This is a genomic window from Carboxylicivirga agarovorans, from assembly GCF_050589845.1.
Lineage (GTDB): Bacteria > Bacteroidota > Bacteroidia > Bacteroidales > Marinilabiliaceae > Carboxylicivirga > Carboxylicivirga agarovorans.
Map to the genome: position 1 here is coordinate 1 of NZ_JBNGPA010000044.1, position 18,826 is coordinate 18,826.

The window sequence follows — 18,826 nt, forward strand, 5'->3', positions numbered from 1 at the left end:
TTAATTGAGGACAATAAAAATCCAGAATGTATTGCCCAATAGAATGTTGTCGCCTAAACTTCAGATCGCATATTCTTTTTCCTTTAAGGTAATTCTAAAGTTCAGATTCCGCTGGAGTTGCTCTGTTTCTCAATAGTTTTCTCCTATAAATCATTTCTGGCCGGTTACTTTTCATATCTTTCTTATATTGTTGAAAACTAATTTATAAAAAAGACTTAAAACCACCTCCCCTCTCCTTCGTCGAGGTACTCCTCCTTGCCAGGAGGAGAGCTGATTTACAGCTTGCAAAACACTATATATGTGAATGTTTGAATCTTTTCGAACACTCGTGCGCTTTGCCCCGGGCTATGATATGGCAGGCCTACAGCCTGTTATTTACATCTTGGTAATCAAATCCGAAGGATTTAATCCGTGTACCCCGATAATTATCGGGGCGTGGTTAAAAAATTAACATTCCCCAGTCATTATAAGCTGTGAATTGAAATCAGCAAAGCTAAATTTGTGGATTAAACTTTGGCTGTCAAGCACCATTAACTTCATCCTGGGAATTAACTCATCCGATGAGGTTTTTACTCCAATATCAACCTGCCAAAGTATTGAGGAAGGTGAAAGTTGGGTTGTTCATTGTCAATGGCATTCCATGATAGAAAATGCATTTGCTTTTGCTTATCGCCGCACTTATAAAAGTTTACATTAAAGCTGTTTCCGGCTTCTAAGCCATCAAGGTTAGCACCAAAAACAGTTTTTGGAATAATAATATCCATTTCCCATTTTGTGGGGGTGTTCTCCTTGTTAATAGGTGCATTGCCCAATGAAGACTTTGTTATAATGGTTTCAACTACTTCAGGTTTTAACCACTCACGATCGGTATTGCTTGTGCCTAAACCTGCCAGCCTGGTGCCTATGCAGTTAAACTCAAGGTTGTAATATTCCTTGTCATTAAAGGCTATGAAAAACTCCACGCAACTATCTTCCCATACAGGGCCGTTGGTTTCGGTGCACACTGCTTTGGGGTGTGCTTCTTCCACCAGGTATTTCAGATAAAAATTTTGCTTGTCATAGGCCATGCCAAACATCACCTGTACCTCAGCAGGATAATTCCAGTTATCCTGCGCTATGGCTATTTCAGCATCAGGAAATAGTATTTCGCCTGACGCCGAAGTCCTGATTTCGTTTATTACAAGTTGGTTCATCTCAAAAAAGGTCTTTTACTAATTTATCATTTGTTTTTTCGCTCCATTCTTTGAGTAAAGAAACTAATTCCTTTTTGATTTTTCTTGCACTCTTGTCATCAGTCATGTCATTCATCTCTCCCGGATCATCGGCCAGGTTGAATAATTGATCGCGCTTTTCACCTTTATTGTAAATGATGTACTTCCAATCGCCTTTTATGATGCAGCGCCCCGATACTCCCGAGGTATTGATGCCGTTGGCAAAGGTTGTTTCCAATACAAGCACCTTTTCATCATCGCATAAGTCAGGATCTGATGTATAATCTTTCTGACTTTGTCCTTTCATTGTTTGCGCTTGCTCTATGCCTGCATAATCGCACATGGTTGGAATTAAGTCCAGACCAATGTTAACCAGTTGTTTGGTATTGGTGCCATGCTGTCCGTCTCTGAAATCAGCCACAATAAACGGCACGTTAACAGACTCCTGGTACAATACCTGCTTTTGGTTCCACTGGTGGCTGCCGACCCCGTCGCCATGGTCGCTTAAAAAGATGATAACTGTATTATCCAGTACTTTTAACTTATCCAGCGTATGAATAACATTGCCAACGTAGGTATCAACCCGCTCCACCAACTGGTAATAGGCCCAGCGGTACTGGCGCCACTTGTCTTTACCCCAGCCATTGGTAGGGTATGTTTTCCACGATAAGCTTTGTACATGATCCAATATATCGGGTTGTCCCTCAGGTATGTCGTAATTAGCTGGTACCTCTGGGCAATCTGTTGGAGCCGGAGCATCTGCTATGGGTTCCATGCGTAAACTTTGCTTACGCGCCCATTCACAAATATCATGCGGATTAATAAACGAAGCCACCATCAGAAAAGGCTTATCATCGCTTTGCTTCTTTATGAACTCGTAACAATCTGCCGGGATAGAAGCATCCTGCCAGTCCCGTTCCTTAGTATTGGTAATTAACTCAAATCCATGTTTATCAATGTCATGAATTGATATGGGCAAGTGCCATTTTCCGATGTATCCGGTGCTATAGCCATTATCAAGAAACACTTTGCCCATCAAATCAACGTTCTTATCGTTCCAGTAACCACTCTTTTCGCGCAGGTTAATGGAGGCATCCAGTTGGTGCGGGTACTGACCGGTCAGCATTGATGAGCGGCTTGGGCCACATAAAGGCTGTGGGCAATAGGCTTTGGTAAAACGCGTGCCATTGGCAGCCAGTAAATCCATGGCCGGAGTTTCCAGGTCTGTGTTTCCTGCACAACTCATGGCATTGGCTGTCTGCTGGTCGGTCATTATCACCACTATGTTAGGGCGCTTGCTTTGGGCTGTGCCAATGGTAATGATTGCCAACAGTATAGTAGCAACCAGTCCCAGCTTGTATAAACTATTTACTTTATTTGTCATCATAACTGATCCAATCGCTTAAAATTCGTTCATTATACCACGGGTCATTGCTTTTCTTAAGCCAGTATGCCATCTCCTGCAACAGTTCCTTAACAAGCGGATCATTTTTATCAACAGCCAGGTTAGTCATCTGATAAGGGTCGGCGTCATCATTATATAAACGTGTTTTCTTCAGTTGTTTGTTTTTATCAATAACCAGCTCCAGCGTATACTGGTGTGACTTTATGCCTCTGGCCACCGGAAAATAACTTTGGACAAGTCCGTCACTATCTTTTTCGCCATTGACGTTTCTGATATACAAGGCCGATCGGGGGCGGGTAACTTCTTCCTTTTTCTGTAATACATCAGCATAATTGCTTCCCTGTACCTCTGCAGGTATTTTATCTTCATATCCCATCAGGCCAAGGAGTGTTGGCATAATATCTGGTGTTCCCAGCAAGAGGTTATCAGTAAAACCTTCTTTTAACTCTGGCCATTTAATTAAAAAGGGTATGTCAAAGGCTTCAGTATAAATGTTGTTTTTAGGATCTTTAATGCCATGACTGCACATTGTTTCGCCATGGTCAGATGAAAATACTACAATGGTATTTTCATATTCACCCATATCCTTTAATTGTTGCACAATACGTCCAAATTCACGGTCCACACCCGTTACATTGGCAAAGTAAAAAGGTGCCGACTGAGCTTTGGGCATATCCGGATCGGCATTGTCACGATGTAAAAGCTCATTGAGCGGTATGTTTTTGTAATGCTTATAATCTTCCTCCAAACAGTCGTCAATCGAATTGTATGGATTATGAGGAGGATTCATTGATACAAAAATGGCAAAGGGTTTATTGTTGTCACGCTGGCCTTTTTCGTTTTTCAGGTAGGATATGACCTGGTCTGCCTCATGCTTTGGTGACCATTCTTTCGGATCGTAACGATTACCGTCATTATCGTAGTAGTGCGGGTCTTTATGCACATCCCAGGTGCCGTATGAATACCAGTAATCAAAGCCATGACGTTTTTCTTTAGGTGAATAAGTATCCCAGGCAGGGCGTCGTGGATCAACATAATTACCCGGGTTAACCGGATCATTGGGTGTTGGGAAATCGAGGTGCCACTTACCAAAGTAAGCCAGGTTATAATTCTCTTTGGCTAATACATCGCTGATGCAGATGGCATCTTCGCGAAGTGAACTGATAGGACGATCGGCATTGCAATTAAGTGAAACGCCCGAAGTGCCAGGGTATAAGCCCGAAAACAAACTGCCTCGGTGAGGACTGCATAAGGGACAGTTACTGACCGCATTGGTTAATACAACCGCTTCCCTGGCAAAAGCATCCAGTTGAGGTGTTTTAACCGGGTCGGCTTTAGTTCTGATGGCTCCTTTGAATTCAGGTGTATCCCAAAAGTTCATGGCCTGTTTACGCATCTGGTCTGGAAATACATAAACCAGATTGGGCTTCTTTGGTTCTTTTTTAGCTGCCCTGGAGCAAGAAGCAAATGCCATTGTAAAAACAATGGCATAGTATATATATTTAGGTATAGTCATGGTGTTACTGTTATTTTGACTGAGCCAGTTGTCCGGCCTCTTCATTGTTTAAAGCTTTTAACCTAAGCAGTGCTTCAATATAGTAGTAATCTGCATAATTCAAAGGTACATCAATTTCATTGTTATGCGGAATACTGCCAACACTGTGTTTTAATATGAAATGATGGTTGGTTCCTATTTCAGCCAGGTATTCTTTTGATGATAAGTTATTGATGATCAATTTAGCCTCATCCAGGTAATTGTTATCAGAGTAGGCATCTAATTCGATCAAAGCCGAAGCTGTAATGGCAGCTGCTGATGCATCCCTTGGTTCATTGGGTATTTTAGCCGCGTCGTAATCCCAGTATGGCACTTTATCCTCTGGCAGCACTGGGTGATTAATGATATAATCAGCAATTTTTTCAGCTTGTTTCAAATAGGATGGGTCCTTTGTGTAGCGATAGCAAATGGTATATCCATAGATTCCCCATGCTTGTCCGCGAGCCCATTCCGATTCATGAGCATACCCCTGTGCAGTGTGCTTATTTCGCACCTCACCACTGATGCTGTCATAGTCAATAACGTGGTATGAACTCATGTCATCCCTGAAATGGTTTTTCATGGTGGTATTGGCATGAGCAATGGCCACTTCTTTATACTTAGAGTCACCAGTTATTTCCGACAGTTCAAATAGCATCTCCAGGTTCATCATATTGTCAATAATAACCGGGTATTCCCAACCTCTTTTTGATTGCCAGCCCTTATCAACATCCCAAGACTTAATGCATCCAACCTGCGGGTTAAAACGACCGATCAAAGTATTACCTGCATCGATCAATACTTGTTTATAGTGTTCATCACCCGTTAAGCGATAACCGTTACCATATGAACAATTAAATACAAAACCTAAGTCGTGGTAAAAAGGAAGAAAGCGATGATCTTCATATTTCTTTTGAAAGAACTGAGCTCCCTGCTGCCATTTTTCATCTTTGGTGTATTCATATAGATACCAGCATGTGCCCGGAAAGAAACCTTCAGTCCAGTCAAAACCATCGCGTGTCCAGTGTAAATGTCCGCTGGCGTCAATAGTACGTGGAATTTTATTTGCTTTATATGATACGTCTAATAATAACTGTGTTTGTTTTACTGCAAAGTCAAGTTCTTTATGCTTTGATCCTGTATCTTCCGATTGACAGCCATAAAGGATGAACAATGCGGAAAATAATACAATAAAGCTCTTATAAATCTTTTTCATTTGATGGTATTTTCAACTTAATACTATATTTGTTTTTGTAGTTTCAGAGTGCTTACAAAGACAAATATAATCAACCTAATTGCTTATTATACATACACTTAAATACGCAAGTGTGGGCATAATCGTACAGCCGGGCTTTTAGTGTTTGAATATCAAACAAAAAGAAACGATGTTGCTGGGCGGAAGTGTACGATTTGGTCATTATAATGAACTATATTGGATGCATATTTTGTACAGTCGCATTCCTTTGTAATTGGAATTAACAAGGGGTAATTAACAGATCAAAAAGGATGAAGATGAAGTATTGGGTAATGAGTATTCTGATGTTTCTGATGGTGATAAAAGGGCAGGCGCAGAGCATTGCTTTTGAGCACTTAAGCATAGAGAGCGGCTTGTCGCAGGTATCGGTTACATCGTTGCTGCAGGATGACCAGGGGCGGATATGGATGGGAACTCGTGATGGTTTAAATGTATATGATGGTACACAAACAAGTACATTTCGTCCAATACGGGGCAATGAGAATACGATTTTAGGTCATAATGTGCGACGCCTTAAAAAAGACGGTAATAATATATGGGCGGCTACTAACCGCGGTATATCACGTTTAGATGTTACTACCTTACAGTTTGAACAGTTTCCATTTAATGGGGTATTGTCCATACTGCCATATAGAGACCGTCTGCTGGTGGGAACCAGTCGCGGCTTGTTTGAATTGAATCCGGTGTCTAAAGGTTTTACCCTCAAAGAAAAGATATTCCACAATAACTGTTCAGTACATAGTTTGTTTATGGATAATGCCGGTGTTTTATGGATTTGCTCTGAAGAAGGTTTATATCGATATGATGAGAAAAGCGAGTTGTCGGCCAAAGTGCTTGATGGTAATGTAACAAAGGTATTTACCGATTCAGAAAAACGCATCTGGGTAGGTACGGCCAATGACGGATTAATATTGCTGAATCGTCAGAGCCAGATAAGCAGACACTATCGCCATACTGATGATGAAAAATCACTGGTCAACAATATCATTCGTGATATAACAGAAGATTCAGCAGGTAATATCTGGGTGGGAACCTTCCTTGGCTTAAGCATTATTGATGGAGAAACGCTGGAGATCTCCAATTATCAACAATCTGATACCAATCCTAAAAGCTTATCGCATAACAGTATCTACTGTTTTCTGAAAGATTACCAGGGAACCATATGGATAGGAACCTATTTTGGAGGTGTTAGTTATTATAACCCCGATTATCATATTTATCAGCAATATCCGGTGGCTAAAAACAGCAGTAGAGGGGTTAACTATCCCGTTATTGGTACAATACTGGAAGACAAGTCCAAAAACCTGTGGATCGCTACAGAGGGCGGCGGACTTGACTACTTTGATCAGGAGACCCAAAGCTTTAAGCATTACCTGCATCAGGAAGGAACGAAAGGTTTATCAAGCAATAATGTTAAATCGCTGCTAATGGCAGATAAACAGTACTTACTGATAGGAACACACCTTGGAGGTTTGAATGTTCTGGATCTTAATACCATGGAATTCAGTAATTATCGTACTATCAGAAACGACTCAACATCTCTACCTTCCGATATTATTACTTCCATTATCCGATACGAAGATTATTACCTGCTGGGCACGCATAAAGGGATAGTGAAATTTGACCTGAAGACGCGCTCATTTGAACCGTTTATCAGCGATGTTGAAACAGCTAACTCCATTGGTGATGTTATTTTCTGTCTCTATGAAGATAGTTTTGGATTACTATGGATCGGAACCGAACGCAACGGTCTTTTTGCGTATAATCCTAAAACAAAGGATATAACAAGGTATTCTGACGATCACTCAAGCAGTTCGTTCAGCAGTAACTCTGTTTATTGTATAATGGAAGATCATCAGTTCAGATTATGGATCGGTACCCTTGGTGGGGGGCTGAATCAGTTTATCCGCAATGAGAACAGATTCATTAATTACTCACAGGCTAAGCATCAGTTGCCAAGCGATTTTATATACGGTATTGAAGAGTCGCGTTTCGGGTATCTGTGGGTGGCAACAAGCAAGGGACTGGTAAGGTATGATATAGATAATGAACACTTTTATACCTATGAGCAAAACAATGGTTTCCCATTACATGAGCTTAACGAAGGAGCTTTGTACCTGAGTAATAGCGGTGAAATTTTTGTTGGTGGTATCAACGGACTTGTATCGTTTAACGAACAGGATCTGTTGAAGACAGTCGGGCGCTTCAACCTGTTGATAACAGGTATTGAGGTCAATAACAGAGTCATAATGCCCGGTGGTGAAAGTGCCTTGCTGAAAGTCGATATGCCGTTTACACAAGAAATTGACCTGAGGCCTGATCAGGATGTGATAACGATCAACTATTCGGCCTGTAACTATATTACCACTAATCATATCAGTTATGAATACCAGCTGGAGGGCTTTAATAACAAATGGATCAAAGCGGGTAATCAAACGGCTGTTACCTATACTAACCTCGACCCTGGTGCCTATACCTTTAAGGTCAGAGTGAGAAGTAGTAATGATAATTCAATTGTTGATCGAAAAGAGCTTAGGTTAGTGGTGCATCCGCCATTTTATAAAACCTGGTATGCCATTGTCGGGTACTTTATTGTTGTTATTCTGATAATCATATGGATCAACCAGTTCTACCTGAGTCGTGTACGATTGGAAGACAGTCTTAAAGCTGAAAAGCGTGAGAAGGAGCAAATGAATGAATTACACCAGTCAAAGTTGCGCTTTTTTACAAATATATCACACGAATTTCGAACGCCTTTGACACTGATCACAGGAACCCTGGAGTCAATACTTGAAGATGCAAAAACATCGGCCCGTGTTTATAAAAAGCTTTTAACGATCAATGGCAATGCGAACCGTTTAAACAGCCTGGTTACTGAGTTACTTGATTTCAGAAAGCTCGAGCAAGGCTTTTTGAGCTTAAAGGTATCGGAGTACAAAGTCAGGAGTTTCCTCGATGAAATATTTCAATCTTTTGTAGAGTATTCACAATACCATAAAATAGAATACGGCTTTAATGCTCCCTCAGAATCGCTGGCCTTATGGTTTGATAAAAAGCAACTGGAAAAGGTATTTTACAACATTTTGTCCAATGCCTTTAAAGTGGTTGAAAATAAGGAAGGAAGTATTCGTTTGGATGTACTGGAACAGGCCAGTTATATTGATATCAAAGTAACAGATAACGGTCCTGGTATGTCCAAAGCCGACCAGGAGAAGATATTTGACCGCTTTTATCAGATCGATAAAATGGCCGGTAAAACACGGGGACACGGTAGTGGTATTGGTTTGGCCCTCTGTAAAGGAATTATTGAGATGCATCATGGTGAGGTGCTGGTAAGTGGTGAAGAAGGCGAGGGAACCTGCTTTACAGTAAGACTTAAAAAGGGGAATAAACATTTTGACGACAGTGAACTTGTTGAGGAGCTTGTACTGACCGAACAGGCTGCTCATGTTCTGCCAGCAGATGAGTTCAATATAGAAAAAGAAACTCCTGTCAGTGATAATGCTCCTACGATCCTGATCGTGGAAGATAATCATGAAGCACGACAGATGATCATCGATATATTTGCATCATCGTACAAAATACTGGAAGCTGAGAATGGCGAAAAGGGCCTGAACATGGCCATTGAAAAGCAGCCTGATCTGATTTTGTCAGATGTGATGATGCCGGTTCTTTCAGGAACGCAGATGTGCGCCAAGCTTAAGCGCAATGTGCAGACAAGTCATATTCCCATTATTTTGTTAACGGCACGCACAGCTCTTGAATACAAGATAGAAGGCATTGAAACGGGTGCTGACGATTATGTAACCAAGCCCTTTAATGTAAAGTTGCTTCGGGCAAGGGTTAAAAACCTGCTTAAAAACAGATGGTTAACGCAGCAGAAGTTCAAGAATAACCCAACTGCTGACGTGAAGGAAGTGGTTAACAATGCTATTGATCACAAATTACTTGAAAAGGCGCGTGAGGTAGTAGAGCAGCACATCGATGACACCGATTTTGATGTGAATGATTTTGCCCGTGAAGTAGGATTAGGACGAACACGATTATACTCTAAAATAAAAGGGGTAACAGGTCAGACTCCCAATGAATTTATATTGTCCATTCGTTTAAAGAAGGCCGCCGATATGTTACTTAAGCAACCAGAACTGAATGTTTCGGAAATAGCATATGCGGTTGGCTTTAGCACGCCACGTTATTTTAGTCGCTGCTTTAGGGAGCATTTTGGGGTGACACCTTCCAAATATATTGTTGGAAATAATACGGAAGAAGGTGAAGTATCTGATAAGCAGGTGGAAGAGGAGTAGCTGTTAAGCGTTGAAGCGGATGATAATAGTGGTGTTTTGTACAAAATTACCCTTGCTTCAGTAACAGTGAGACTACTTTTATCCTGTTAACTTTTAGTAATAGGTTCGTGGGTTAATAATGAATTTTTATCAGAGTGTTACAACCTTCATTCATTAACTCACCAGGCCTGAAGATAAATAAGTAATGAAAAAGAATTGTAAATATGCAATGCTTTTACTGTCCTTATCCATGGGATTAACAGGATATGGTCAGGAAAGTAAATTGTGGAACGACTTTGAAGAGGCTCATCAGTCGGGCAAGGTAGCCGAACTGCCTGATTTCTCTTATGCCGGATACCATCATGGGGAAAAGGGGATCCCTGATGTTAAGCATAAGGTGTTTGATGTTACCGACTTTGGGGCCATAGCAAACGACGGGAAGTCGGATAAGGAAGCTATTCGCGCTACCGTGAATGCTGCAGTTAAGAACGGATCAGGTATTGTCTTCTTTCCAAAGGGCAAGTTCCTGGTCAATGAGGACAGCGACGACAGAAAACCGATCATCATTAAAGGTAATAATATCGTGTTTCGTGGCAGCGGATCAGGTGAGGATGGAACAGTTTTATACATGAAAAATTACCTGCCGGCCAAAGATCCGAATAAACTGTGGACATGCCCGTATATGTTCCAGTTCACTGGCGGAGGTGCAGAAAAAGTACTGACCGGTATTACTGCCAATGCGAAAAGGGGAACCTTTAAGATCAAAGTAGAAAACAGTTCAAAAATCAAAGCCGGTGACTGGATAGTGGTACAGGTTAAGAATAATGCACCTGATCTGGTTGAACATGAAATGTGTGGCTGTCATGTTGATCCTGCCTGGACTTCGATCATAAACAAAGGGGTGTTTGTAAAAGAGTATCACCAGGTTGAAAATGTAAAAGGCAAAACAATAACGCTAAAGGAGCCCTTAATGCGTAATATAAGCTCAAAACATAATTGGGATGTCTTAAGTTATGCCCACTACGAAGAAGTAGGTGTGGAAGATATAGCTTTTGTAGGTAACTGGCATGATGATTTCGTGCACCACAAGGATGCTATCCACGACGGAGGGCATTCAATGGTCAAGTTTTCACGATTGGCAAACAGTTGGATACGTAACTGCCGCTTTACCGATGTTAACAGGGTGGCAACCATGACTACCTCGGCTAATGTATCTGTTCTCAACTGCCTGGTAACAGGTACGCCGGGGCATAATTCTATCAGTTCATCGTCATCAACACGTGTATTAATCGGCATGATCAACGATGAATCGTCCCAGTGGCATGCGCCAGGTGTTTCAGGAGCTTCTATAGGTTCAGTGCTCTGGCGGGTAAAATACAATGAAGACACCAGCTTTGAAACTCATGCTTCACAGCCTCGCGCCACCTTGTTTGACTGTGTGGAAGGTGGTTTCTTTCTTGGCCGTGGAGGAGGTGCCCGTCACAATTTACCAAACCACATGGAACACCTTGTTCTCTGGAACTATAAAGAGTTAGGCGAACCAGAAAAAGAATTTGAGTTCTGGTCATCAAAGACCTGGTTCTGGAAAATAATACCTCCTTATGTGGTTGGATTCCATGGAGCCGGGTCAACATTTAAAGCGGATCAGATCAAAGTGCTGGAATCATTGGGGACACCTGTTGAACCTGAGTCATTATACGAAGCACAATTAAAATTAAGATTGGGGGACCTGCCCCAATGGATAAAAGAAATCAAGCAATAACTTATAAATCTATCATCATGAAGAAATTAATAGTATTGATCGGCATTCTCTTTATTGGTTTGTCAACTACCTTAGCCAATAAACCTGTTAAAGTAAAAGTATCGCAAGATGCATTTGTGCAAGGTGGAGAAACGGCCGATGAGGCAATGGGAACAAGTACAGCCGGTCGTTTGCGTGTTATGAACTCTGATGCTGATACTAAATATTCACGTACAGCTTATTTACAGTTTAACCTTAAAAAAGTAGAGGATTTCGAAAGCGTTGAATTGAATATCTGTGTCCGTGTTTATCGCAGTAAAAAAGATGACGCCACGCAGTTTGCCCTTAACATTTATGCCTGTGACGATAATAAGTGGAGTGAATCGACTATTACATTCAACGATAAGCCTGAACCGGGTGAGCTGATAGCTTCACAGACTCTAAATGCCAACGAAGACAACCAATGGGTATCTGTAACCCTGCCAAAAGATAAGATCATGGCTTTGAAAAAGGCAAGTAAAAAGGGAAAGATAACACTGGTACTGGCCAACAATGATTTTAACCGTACAAGCATTGAAATCGTTTCGAAAGAACGTACATGGAGCAATGGTATGCCTGCAAAACGTGAGGCCTATCTAAAACTGAGATAAAAGCATAAATTAAGCAAGTTAAAGGCTTATCTGAAAGGGTAAGCCTTTTTTTATGCCGCCAATGTGCAAGCCCTTCTTTAAACCCGCAATATGAGTTGAAAAATTAATGACACATTGAAATTACTTCAGAACAAGTCCCTTCGTTGATTCACTTCAACTCACCAGAAAGTTGTTATGCCTCGTTTTGATGAAACCTTGTTGTATTGCACTTTTAATCTTCATGACGACATTCTAATTCGTAATCCGGGTTAAATTGAATAAATTTAGCTCCTGACTGTACAGATGTGACCTGTGTTTTGCCAATTGGCCGATAGTTTTATGGCAAATTATTAATGAAAAGTAAAATGAGAAAAAGTCAACTAACTGATTGTTTATCGAAGATCAGTTTCGTCCTATTATTTATTGGCATTAGCCTGTCATTGCATGCGCAGGAATTTCAGCACGAGAAGTTGTGGTCTTTTGAGCAGATCAACCCAAAGCAATGGACAGTTACCAAAGGTAATACCGTTAAAACCAGTGATGCCCATTATAAGCATGGCAAACATTCCTTACTATGGTCGTGGAAGAAAAATGGCAGCATCACACTAAATCATACCATTGGTTTTGAGCCATTCGATCCCGAAGGGGAAGATAAATCCATTCCGTCATTTGCTGTTTGGGTATATAACGAACAACCGGTTGATGATCATATAACTTTTGTTTTTGCTACTGATGATACCGATAACTGCCATTTTGATTTTGGACTTAATTTTAAAGGGTGGCGTGCAGCATGGGTATCCTTTGAGCGCGATATGCAAGGAGAGCCTGTTGGCAGCATGAACCAAATGCGTATTGAAGGACCTAAAAGTCTGCAAAAGGGACGTTTATTTATCGACCATATGTTTTTGTGTCAGGCTATTGATAGTCGTCACCATACACCTGACCAGCAGGTGCCATTCGTCAATAAAGGCACCAAAAGCCACTGGTTGATCCAGCAAAAAGCTAGTCTGGCTACACCTGATATGGCCTTACCATCAGCTGTTGATAAGGAAACACAGAAAGCGCTCAAAACAATTGAAAAGCGTTTCCAGCATGATATACTTAAGAAGCAAAGTGTGAGCGATAAAAAGGTGGCTGATCTGCAAAAACAGTTTGAACTGTATGATATAAAACGCAATGGAGACAGACTTATTGGTTTGCCGATTTGGTTTGGTCGCAATGCTGAATTGTATTTGCCATACATTACACACAAAGAGGCTAAAACCTTTTACAATGCCACCAATCAAAATGTGAAAGCTTACTTCGATTTTATGATGAAGGTAGCAAGTGCACATGCCAATAGCACAGATTTCAGACATAGAGATGAATTGGAAAATATGTTCATCGATCTGTTTGACCATATGCTTGATCAGGGTATTGCCGCAGGAAGTGGACTGGGAACCATTCATCACTATGGCTATAACTGGCGTAATTACTACCGTTCGCTTTTTATTATGCGCGATGTTCTGGCTAAAAACGATCGCCTTGATGATGCGGTTGAGGGCCTGCAGTGGTTCGCCGCACTGGGGGAAGTTTTTCATCAGCCCGAAACCTACGGCATGGATATGGACGCCTTTAATACCCAGGTGATGGGACGTTTGGCAAGTGTGCTGATCATGAAAGACAGTCCTGAAAAGGTACAATACCTGCAATGTTTCTCGCGATGGATCGATAATGGGCTGATGCCGGCACCCGGTTTAAATGATGCATTTAAGATCGACGGTTCTTCCTATCATCATGCCAACCATTATCCGGCTTATGCAACAGGCGGCATGACAGGGGCGGTTCGTATGGTGTATTTTATGAGCTCCACGCCGTTTCAGGTAAGTCAAGAAGCGCACTATAATCTTAAGCGTGCATTGTTGACCATGAGGTTTTATTGTAATAAACTGCATTGGCCAACATCCATGTCTGGTCGTCATCCTGAAGGTAAAGGTAAGTTGGTACCTGATCATTTTGCCATATTAGCCAATGCTGGTTCACCCGATGGGCGAGAGGACTTTGATAGTGAATTAGCCGCTGCCTACTTGCGATTGTCGGGGGGTAAAAAACCTAAGTATGCAAGAGCTTTTTCAAAAGTAGGTATTGAGGCAGAAGCAACACCAAACGGACATATTACCATGCCTTATGCCTGCTCATCGATACACCGTCGTGATAACTGGGCTGCTTCGGTTCGTGGACATTCACGCTATTTATGGGCCTCGGAGCAGTATCTGGGTGCCAATTTGTATGGGCGCTACCTGGCACATGGACAGCTGCAGGTGATGGGAGCGGGTAAACCTGTTACCCAAACATCAAGCGGCTTTGTACAAGAAGGATGGGACTGGAATCGATTCCCCGGAACAACTGTTATTAACCTGCCAATTGATGAGCTGAGAGCTGATATTCGTAATGTTGATCAGTTTTCGGGCTATGAAGAGATGTTATTCTCCGATGAAGCTTTTGCAGGGGGTGTGACTAACAAAAAGAATGGTGTTTATGCCTTTATTTTGCACGAACACGATAAGTACCAGGGAAGTTTAAGAGCACGTAAATCCTACTTCTTTTTCGATGATATTATTGTTTGTTTGGGATCTGGTATTGAAAACACCAATGACGAACGACCTACCGAAACTGTTTTATTCCAGAATCACCAGGCAAAGACCGATGCTGCGTTACTGATCAATGGAGAGCGGTTTACTGCAGATAATAACCGCTTTGAGGGGCAGGGCTCATGGATGATGGATAACAAGGGAAATGGTTATTTATTACCTGAGGGACAAATTTATGTGCAGCAAGGCCTGCAATATTCACGAGATGAAAGCAGTGAAAAACCAACAAAAGGCACTTTTTCTTTAGCAGTTATAGAACATGGCAAAGCTCCGAAGGAAGCTTCTTACCATTATTGTGTACTGCCGTCAACAACTTCAGAGAAGGTGAAGGAAAAAGCTAAACAGCAAGCTTATCGTGTGCTGAGTCAGTCAGTGGATAAACACATTGTTTACAACAACGTTACAATGGAAACAGGCTATGTATTTTACGAAGCCGCCAAAGGTAATTCAGAAGGGCTGATCAAAAATACCAACCTGCCATGTATTGCCATGTCAAAGCAGGACGGTAATAGTGTGTATTTGAATGTTGTAAACCCTGATCTGGCATTGTATGAAGGAGAGGCTGATGAAATTTATAAGGATGGCAAACGTGTAGAACGAAGTATTTATTCGCGTCCGTGGCGCTCAAGTCCAAGTTTGGAAACGCAGCTGGAAATAGAAGTGAATGGTCTGTGGAAAGCTGAGGCTGAAGGTGTAACAACTAAGACTCTGGACAACGGGAACACCTTACTTATTATTACTTGTCAGCATGGATTAACACAGGATATTACCCTTGAGAAAACTCTCTAAAGAAAAGACTTCAATTTAAAGCGAGCAGAGGCTGTTCAAAAACTTAATTAGGTTGGAGAACAGTCTCTGTTTTTTATAGATTTTATTGGGCTGTCGCTCTGTACTTAAGTTATGAATAGCAATTTAAAGCAAGCGGAGTAGGTCTTAATGTGTACTGAATTGAAAATAGCATCTGCTGCTGCACGAATCCCTTCGTATGGTATAATTAGCCCACGCCTAAGGATGCGCGCTAGTGAAGGATCTGCCCGGTAGCTATGGAAGAATAATTGGCCGTCTCAAGTTGAAACCACCAATTTCACCAGGAATACAAATAATAACAGCTACGTTATTATTTAAAATCAGCCACTTATAGCTTTCTTATCGTTTTGATAGTTAAACATTCAGCCACTTTATCAATACCGACAATTCCCTCTTCGTCTTTGGACATTAGATAAAAAGGCCGGTTAGAATATTTACTAACCGGCCTTTTTACAATACTACTATTTATAAGACTTAAAACTCACTTGATTCAGGCAGTTTATAGTTTTTATGGTCCTTTTTGATCTCATCGTGCCATTCAAAAAAGCGTTGCTTCATCTTTGCAACCAAATCAGGATGTTGTGCAGAGAGGTCATGAATTTCGCTAACGTCCTCTTGCAGGTTATATAACTCATATTTATCTGAACGTCCCTGGTAGCGTAATTTCCAGTTCTTATAACGCACCGCCCAGCCAGTGTTATCTCCGTTATAAGTTCGGTCATGGCGTGCCAGTGGACTATTAGGATCATCATACACCAATGGCTCTCCTTTTAAATGAAAGCCGGTCCAGAACAACCATTCGTGCGGATTGTCCTGGTTTTCACCCGTAATATAAGGAAGAAGGTTTTTACCGTCCAGTTGCTTTTGTGGAAGTTCAATCCCCAAAACATCATGCAGTGTTGGAAAGATATCCATAGCACTCACTGTCTTATCGTATATATTTCCTTCGGGCCAATGACCGGGCCAGCTCATAACAAAAGGAACTCTTATGCCTCCTTCTTCCAATATGTATTTGTTACCTTTAAGAGGAGTGTTTTCTGCATATGTTCGTGGCGAACCACCATTGTCAGATATAAATAACACAATGGTATTCTCACTAAGCTTCTCTTCTTTTAATTTATTGCCTAAGGCACCAATGGCAGCATCTAATTTGTTAAGGTGGTATAGGTAGCGTTGACGCCCCTCGGGTGTATTGGGACCTACAGTATTGACGTACCATTCAAGGTATTCATCCCAGTCGCCGGTTGCAGGATCCCAGTCTGCTACCTTGTCGATTCCCATAAGCTTTAAATCCTCATCAGGAATTTGGTGAGTAAACAAATGAACCGCATTGAAGGATACCATCAGGAAGAATGGTTCGTTCTTATGGTCATTGATGTATTGAAGGGATTTGTCAAGGATGATATCTGTCGAATAACCCTCCATGTCGACCTGTTGGTCATTATCCCAAAACGGGCCGATACCCAGGTGATTGGCCATTTTGGTGGTATAACCATTTCTATCGGCTGCTTTGTGTCGGATATAATCCATTGTACCACCTTCTTTACCAAAGAAATAATCAAAGCCATGCGAGCTTGGAAAGCCTTTGTGTCCGGGCCCTGTTACCGGTCCATAATGTGTTTTTCCAACCATTCCGGTTTGATAGCCATTGGCCCGTAACTGCTCTGCCAGGGTAATTTCGCTATCAGGGAAATTAGCACCATAGTTATATACACCCCATCTCTGTTGCTGACGACCTGTTAACATGGCCATGCGAGAAGGACTGCAAACCGACATGGAAACATAGGCATTGGTAAAACGTGTTCCTTGTGATGCCAGAGCATCCAGGTGAGGTGTTTGAACATCTGCGCTTCCTCCATAAGCACTAAAATCACCATAGCCCTGATCATCGGTTACGATCATGAGTATATTGGGCTTTTGTGCTTGCTTTTTTTGAGATGACTGGCATCCATAGCTGCATAGCAGTAAAATACTGACTATAGCTAAGGGGTTCATTATGAGTTTTTTCATTGTTAATTATTTATCGTTCATTTGCGGAAGCAATGTAGTGCTTTGGTTTTAGGGCCAATGGATAAAATCGTTCAAAGATCGTGTAATGTATCATTTCACAGCTTAGCTACCGGATCTTCCATTAGGAAGTACTACACATTAGTTCTCGTGCAGGCTGTATACTTTAAAGTTATCGACTGTCATATGGTTTTTAAATGTTCTGATACCAAAATACCCCTCGCTATAGGGATCCTGATCTTCAAAATCATAGATCAGCAGGCCGTTACGGTAATACTGTATGTGCTTGTTGTATACAACAATGCGAATGTGGTTGATGGCGTTCGCAGTAATAAGAAAAGCAGCATCACTCAGGTCGTGTCCGGGCAGACAAGGTCTTTCTCCACCGCCTGCGTATCGCCTGAACCTTGTTTTGGTATTATTATGACCGCCTAAACCTACGTAATACAACTTCATATCATGATAGTTCTGGAACTTGCCGCCTCGCTGTTCTGATGTGGCAAAGAAATCCTCGGTAGATATATCTGTAGCCATCCAGAAACAATTAAGATCAGATACGCGGTCGTTTGTACCTCCCTCATCAATAACAACGGCCTCATACTCTATCATAATATTGCCACTGAGCTTTTTATTGAACCATACAGTACAGCCACTGGCATCGTCAATGTCCATCTTACCGTTTTCCACCTTAACAGAGCCACCTTCACGTTGTTCAACCGTCCAGTTGCTCATGTGGTCTTCAAATTCTTCATTCAATATGAGCTGTATTTCCAATTCAGCACCCTTAACCGTTATATTGCTGTTATTGCATGAAGTGCTTGTCAACACAAATGCAAAAAATACCATTTGCAGGTTGTAAAATCGTATCATATTAGTATCAGATTTTTATTTCATTTACACAGCAAAGATACTTTTCACCCATGCCGGCGTGTAAAACAATCGTTCATTCAAAGGCTAATATTGTACTTTGTATCTGTTCAAAAACATCTTGACCTGCACCATTAGTTTTTAGATTAAAACGTTTTTTTTAGTAGGTTTGAGGTCTCCTATCCCTGTCGTATTAATGTATAGTATAAAGATTACTGCCAAAGTAGTTATTTCTGTGAATGGTCAAGGAATTTTACCATTTATTTTGCCTCCATATGCCTGTAATGATCAGGTATATAGTGCTGTAGTGTCCGTGGGTGAGGATTGTGATGAATGATATTAAACCTATTGCGAACAATTGAAGACACTGTATCTGGAAGGCGCCTCTACTTTTGTGATGTTGATAATTGTCGAAAGTTCACGACATGCATCGCAAAAAATAAAGCAGTAAATCTAA

At 41.4% G+C, this 18,826-nt stretch carries 10 protein-coding genes and 1 pseudogene; 4 read left to right on the plus strand and 7 right to left on the minus strand.

Annotation, left to right across the window (positions count from 1 at the left end; all coding sequences use genetic code 11):
* The 5 genes and pseudogenes from ACRD69_RS22970 to ACRD69_RS22990 all read right to left on the minus strand — a co-directional run.
* Positions 1–79 (minus strand): annotated as a pseudogene (locus tag ACRD69_RS22970) (DUF559 domain-containing protein); the annotation flags it as partial.
* A 490-nt stretch (positions 80–569) separates the two neighbouring features.
* Positions 570–1,193, minus strand: coding sequence for a carbohydrate-binding family 9-like protein (locus tag ACRD69_RS22975; protein ID WP_430817502.1), 624 nt, complete (start codon positions 1,191–1,193; stop codon positions 570–572).
* Between the two features lies 1 nt (position 1,194).
* Positions 1,195–2,595, minus strand: coding sequence for a sulfatase family protein (locus ACRD69_RS22980; RefSeq protein WP_430817503.1), 1,401 nt, complete (start codon positions 2,593–2,595; stop codon positions 1,195–1,197).
* On the minus strand, positions 2,585–4,132 hold the full coding sequence (locus ACRD69_RS22985; protein WP_430817504.1) for a sulfatase family protein: 1,548 nt from the start codon (positions 4,130–4,132) through the stop codon (positions 2,585–2,587). The genes ACRD69_RS22980 and ACRD69_RS22985 overlap by 11 nt, the downstream gene beginning before the upstream one ends.
* A gap of 10 nt (positions 4,133–4,142) precedes the next feature.
* A complete protein-coding gene (locus tag ACRD69_RS22990; RefSeq protein ID WP_430817505.1) occupies positions 4,143–5,366 on the minus strand; it encodes a glycoside hydrolase family 88 protein in 1,224 nt (407 codons plus the stop codon).
* 296 nt (positions 5,367–5,662) lie between these two features.
* On the opposite strand from ACRD69_RS22990, the gene ACRD69_RS22995 reads away from it, so the two are divergent.
* From ACRD69_RS22995 to ACRD69_RS23010, 4 genes are all read left to right on the plus strand, one after another.
* On the plus strand, positions 5,663–9,709 hold the full coding sequence (locus ACRD69_RS22995; RefSeq protein ID WP_430817506.1) for a hybrid sensor histidine kinase/response regulator transcription factor: 4,047 nt from the start codon (positions 5,663–5,665) through the stop codon (positions 9,707–9,709).
* 184 nt (positions 9,710–9,893) lie between these two features.
* The gene (locus ACRD69_RS23000; RefSeq protein WP_430817507.1) at positions 9,894–11,450 is read left to right on the plus strand and encodes a DUF4955 domain-containing protein; all 1,557 of its coding nucleotides are present in this window, start codon (positions 9,894–9,896) and stop codon (positions 11,448–11,450) included.
* Positions 11,451–11,467: 17 nt separating this feature from the next.
* Positions 11,468–12,079, plus strand: coding sequence for a CBM96 family carbohydrate-binding protein (locus ACRD69_RS23005; RefSeq protein ID WP_430817508.1), 612 nt, complete (start codon positions 11,468–11,470; stop codon positions 12,077–12,079).
* 344 nt (positions 12,080–12,423) lie between these two features.
* On the plus strand, positions 12,424–15,477 hold the full coding sequence (locus ACRD69_RS23010) for a chondroitinase family polysaccharide lyase (RefSeq protein WP_430817509.1): 3,054 nt from the start codon (positions 12,424–12,426) through the stop codon (positions 15,475–15,477).
* Positions 15,478–15,969: 492 nt separating this feature from the next.
* Here the strand turns inward: ACRD69_RS23010 and ACRD69_RS23015 are convergent, their stop codons facing one another.
* Both ACRD69_RS23015 and ACRD69_RS23020 read right to left on the minus strand, forming a co-directional pair.
* The gene (locus ACRD69_RS23015) at positions 15,970–17,505 is read right to left on the minus strand and encodes a sulfatase family protein (RefSeq protein WP_430817510.1); all 1,536 of its coding nucleotides are present in this window, start codon (positions 17,503–17,505) and stop codon (positions 15,970–15,972) included.
* Between the two features lie 138 nt (positions 17,506–17,643).
* Entirely contained in the window at positions 17,644–18,372 is a 729-nt protein-coding gene (locus ACRD69_RS23020; RefSeq protein ID WP_430817511.1) for a DUF6250 domain-containing protein, read from the minus strand.
* Positions 18,373–18,826 lie beyond the last annotated feature (454 nt).

What these genes read in the sequence shown, in the direction of transcription:
- ACRD69_RS23010 (WP_430817509.1), top strand. Translation starts at nt 12,424, where the DNA reads ATGAGAAAAAGTCAACTAACTGATTGTTTATCGAAGATCAGTTTCGTC.
- ACRD69_RS23000 (WP_430817507.1), top strand. Translation starts at nt 9,894, where the DNA reads ATGAAAAAGAATTGTAAATATGCAATGCTTTTACTGTCCTTATCCATG.
- ACRD69_RS23020 (WP_430817511.1), bottom strand. Translation starts at nt 18,372, where the DNA reads ATGATACGATTTTACAACCTGCAAATGGTATTTTTTGCATTTGTGTTG.
- ACRD69_RS23015 (WP_430817510.1), bottom strand. Translation starts at nt 17,505, where the DNA reads ATGAAAAAACTCATAATGAACCCCTTAGCTATAGTCAGTATTTTACTG.
- ACRD69_RS22995 (WP_430817506.1), top strand. Translation starts at nt 5,663, where the DNA reads ATGAAGTATTGGGTAATGAGTATTCTGATGTTTCTGATGGTGATAAAA.
- ACRD69_RS22975 (WP_430817502.1), bottom strand. Translation starts at nt 1,193, where the DNA reads ATGAACCAACTTGTAATAAACGAAATCAGGACTTCGGCGTCAGGCGAA.
- ACRD69_RS23005 (WP_430817508.1), top strand. Translation starts at nt 11,468, where the DNA reads ATGAAGAAATTAATAGTATTGATCGGCATTCTCTTTATTGGTTTGTCA.
- ACRD69_RS22985 (WP_430817504.1), bottom strand. Translation starts at nt 4,132, where the DNA reads ATGACTATACCTAAATATATATACTATGCCATTGTTTTTACAATGGCA.
- ACRD69_RS22980 (WP_430817503.1), bottom strand. Translation starts at nt 2,595, where the DNA reads ATGACAAATAAAGTAAATAGTTTATACAAGCTGGGACTGGTTGCTACT.
- ACRD69_RS22990 (WP_430817505.1), bottom strand. Translation starts at nt 5,366, where the DNA reads ATGAAAAAGATTTATAAGAGCTTTATTGTATTATTTTCCGCATTGTTC.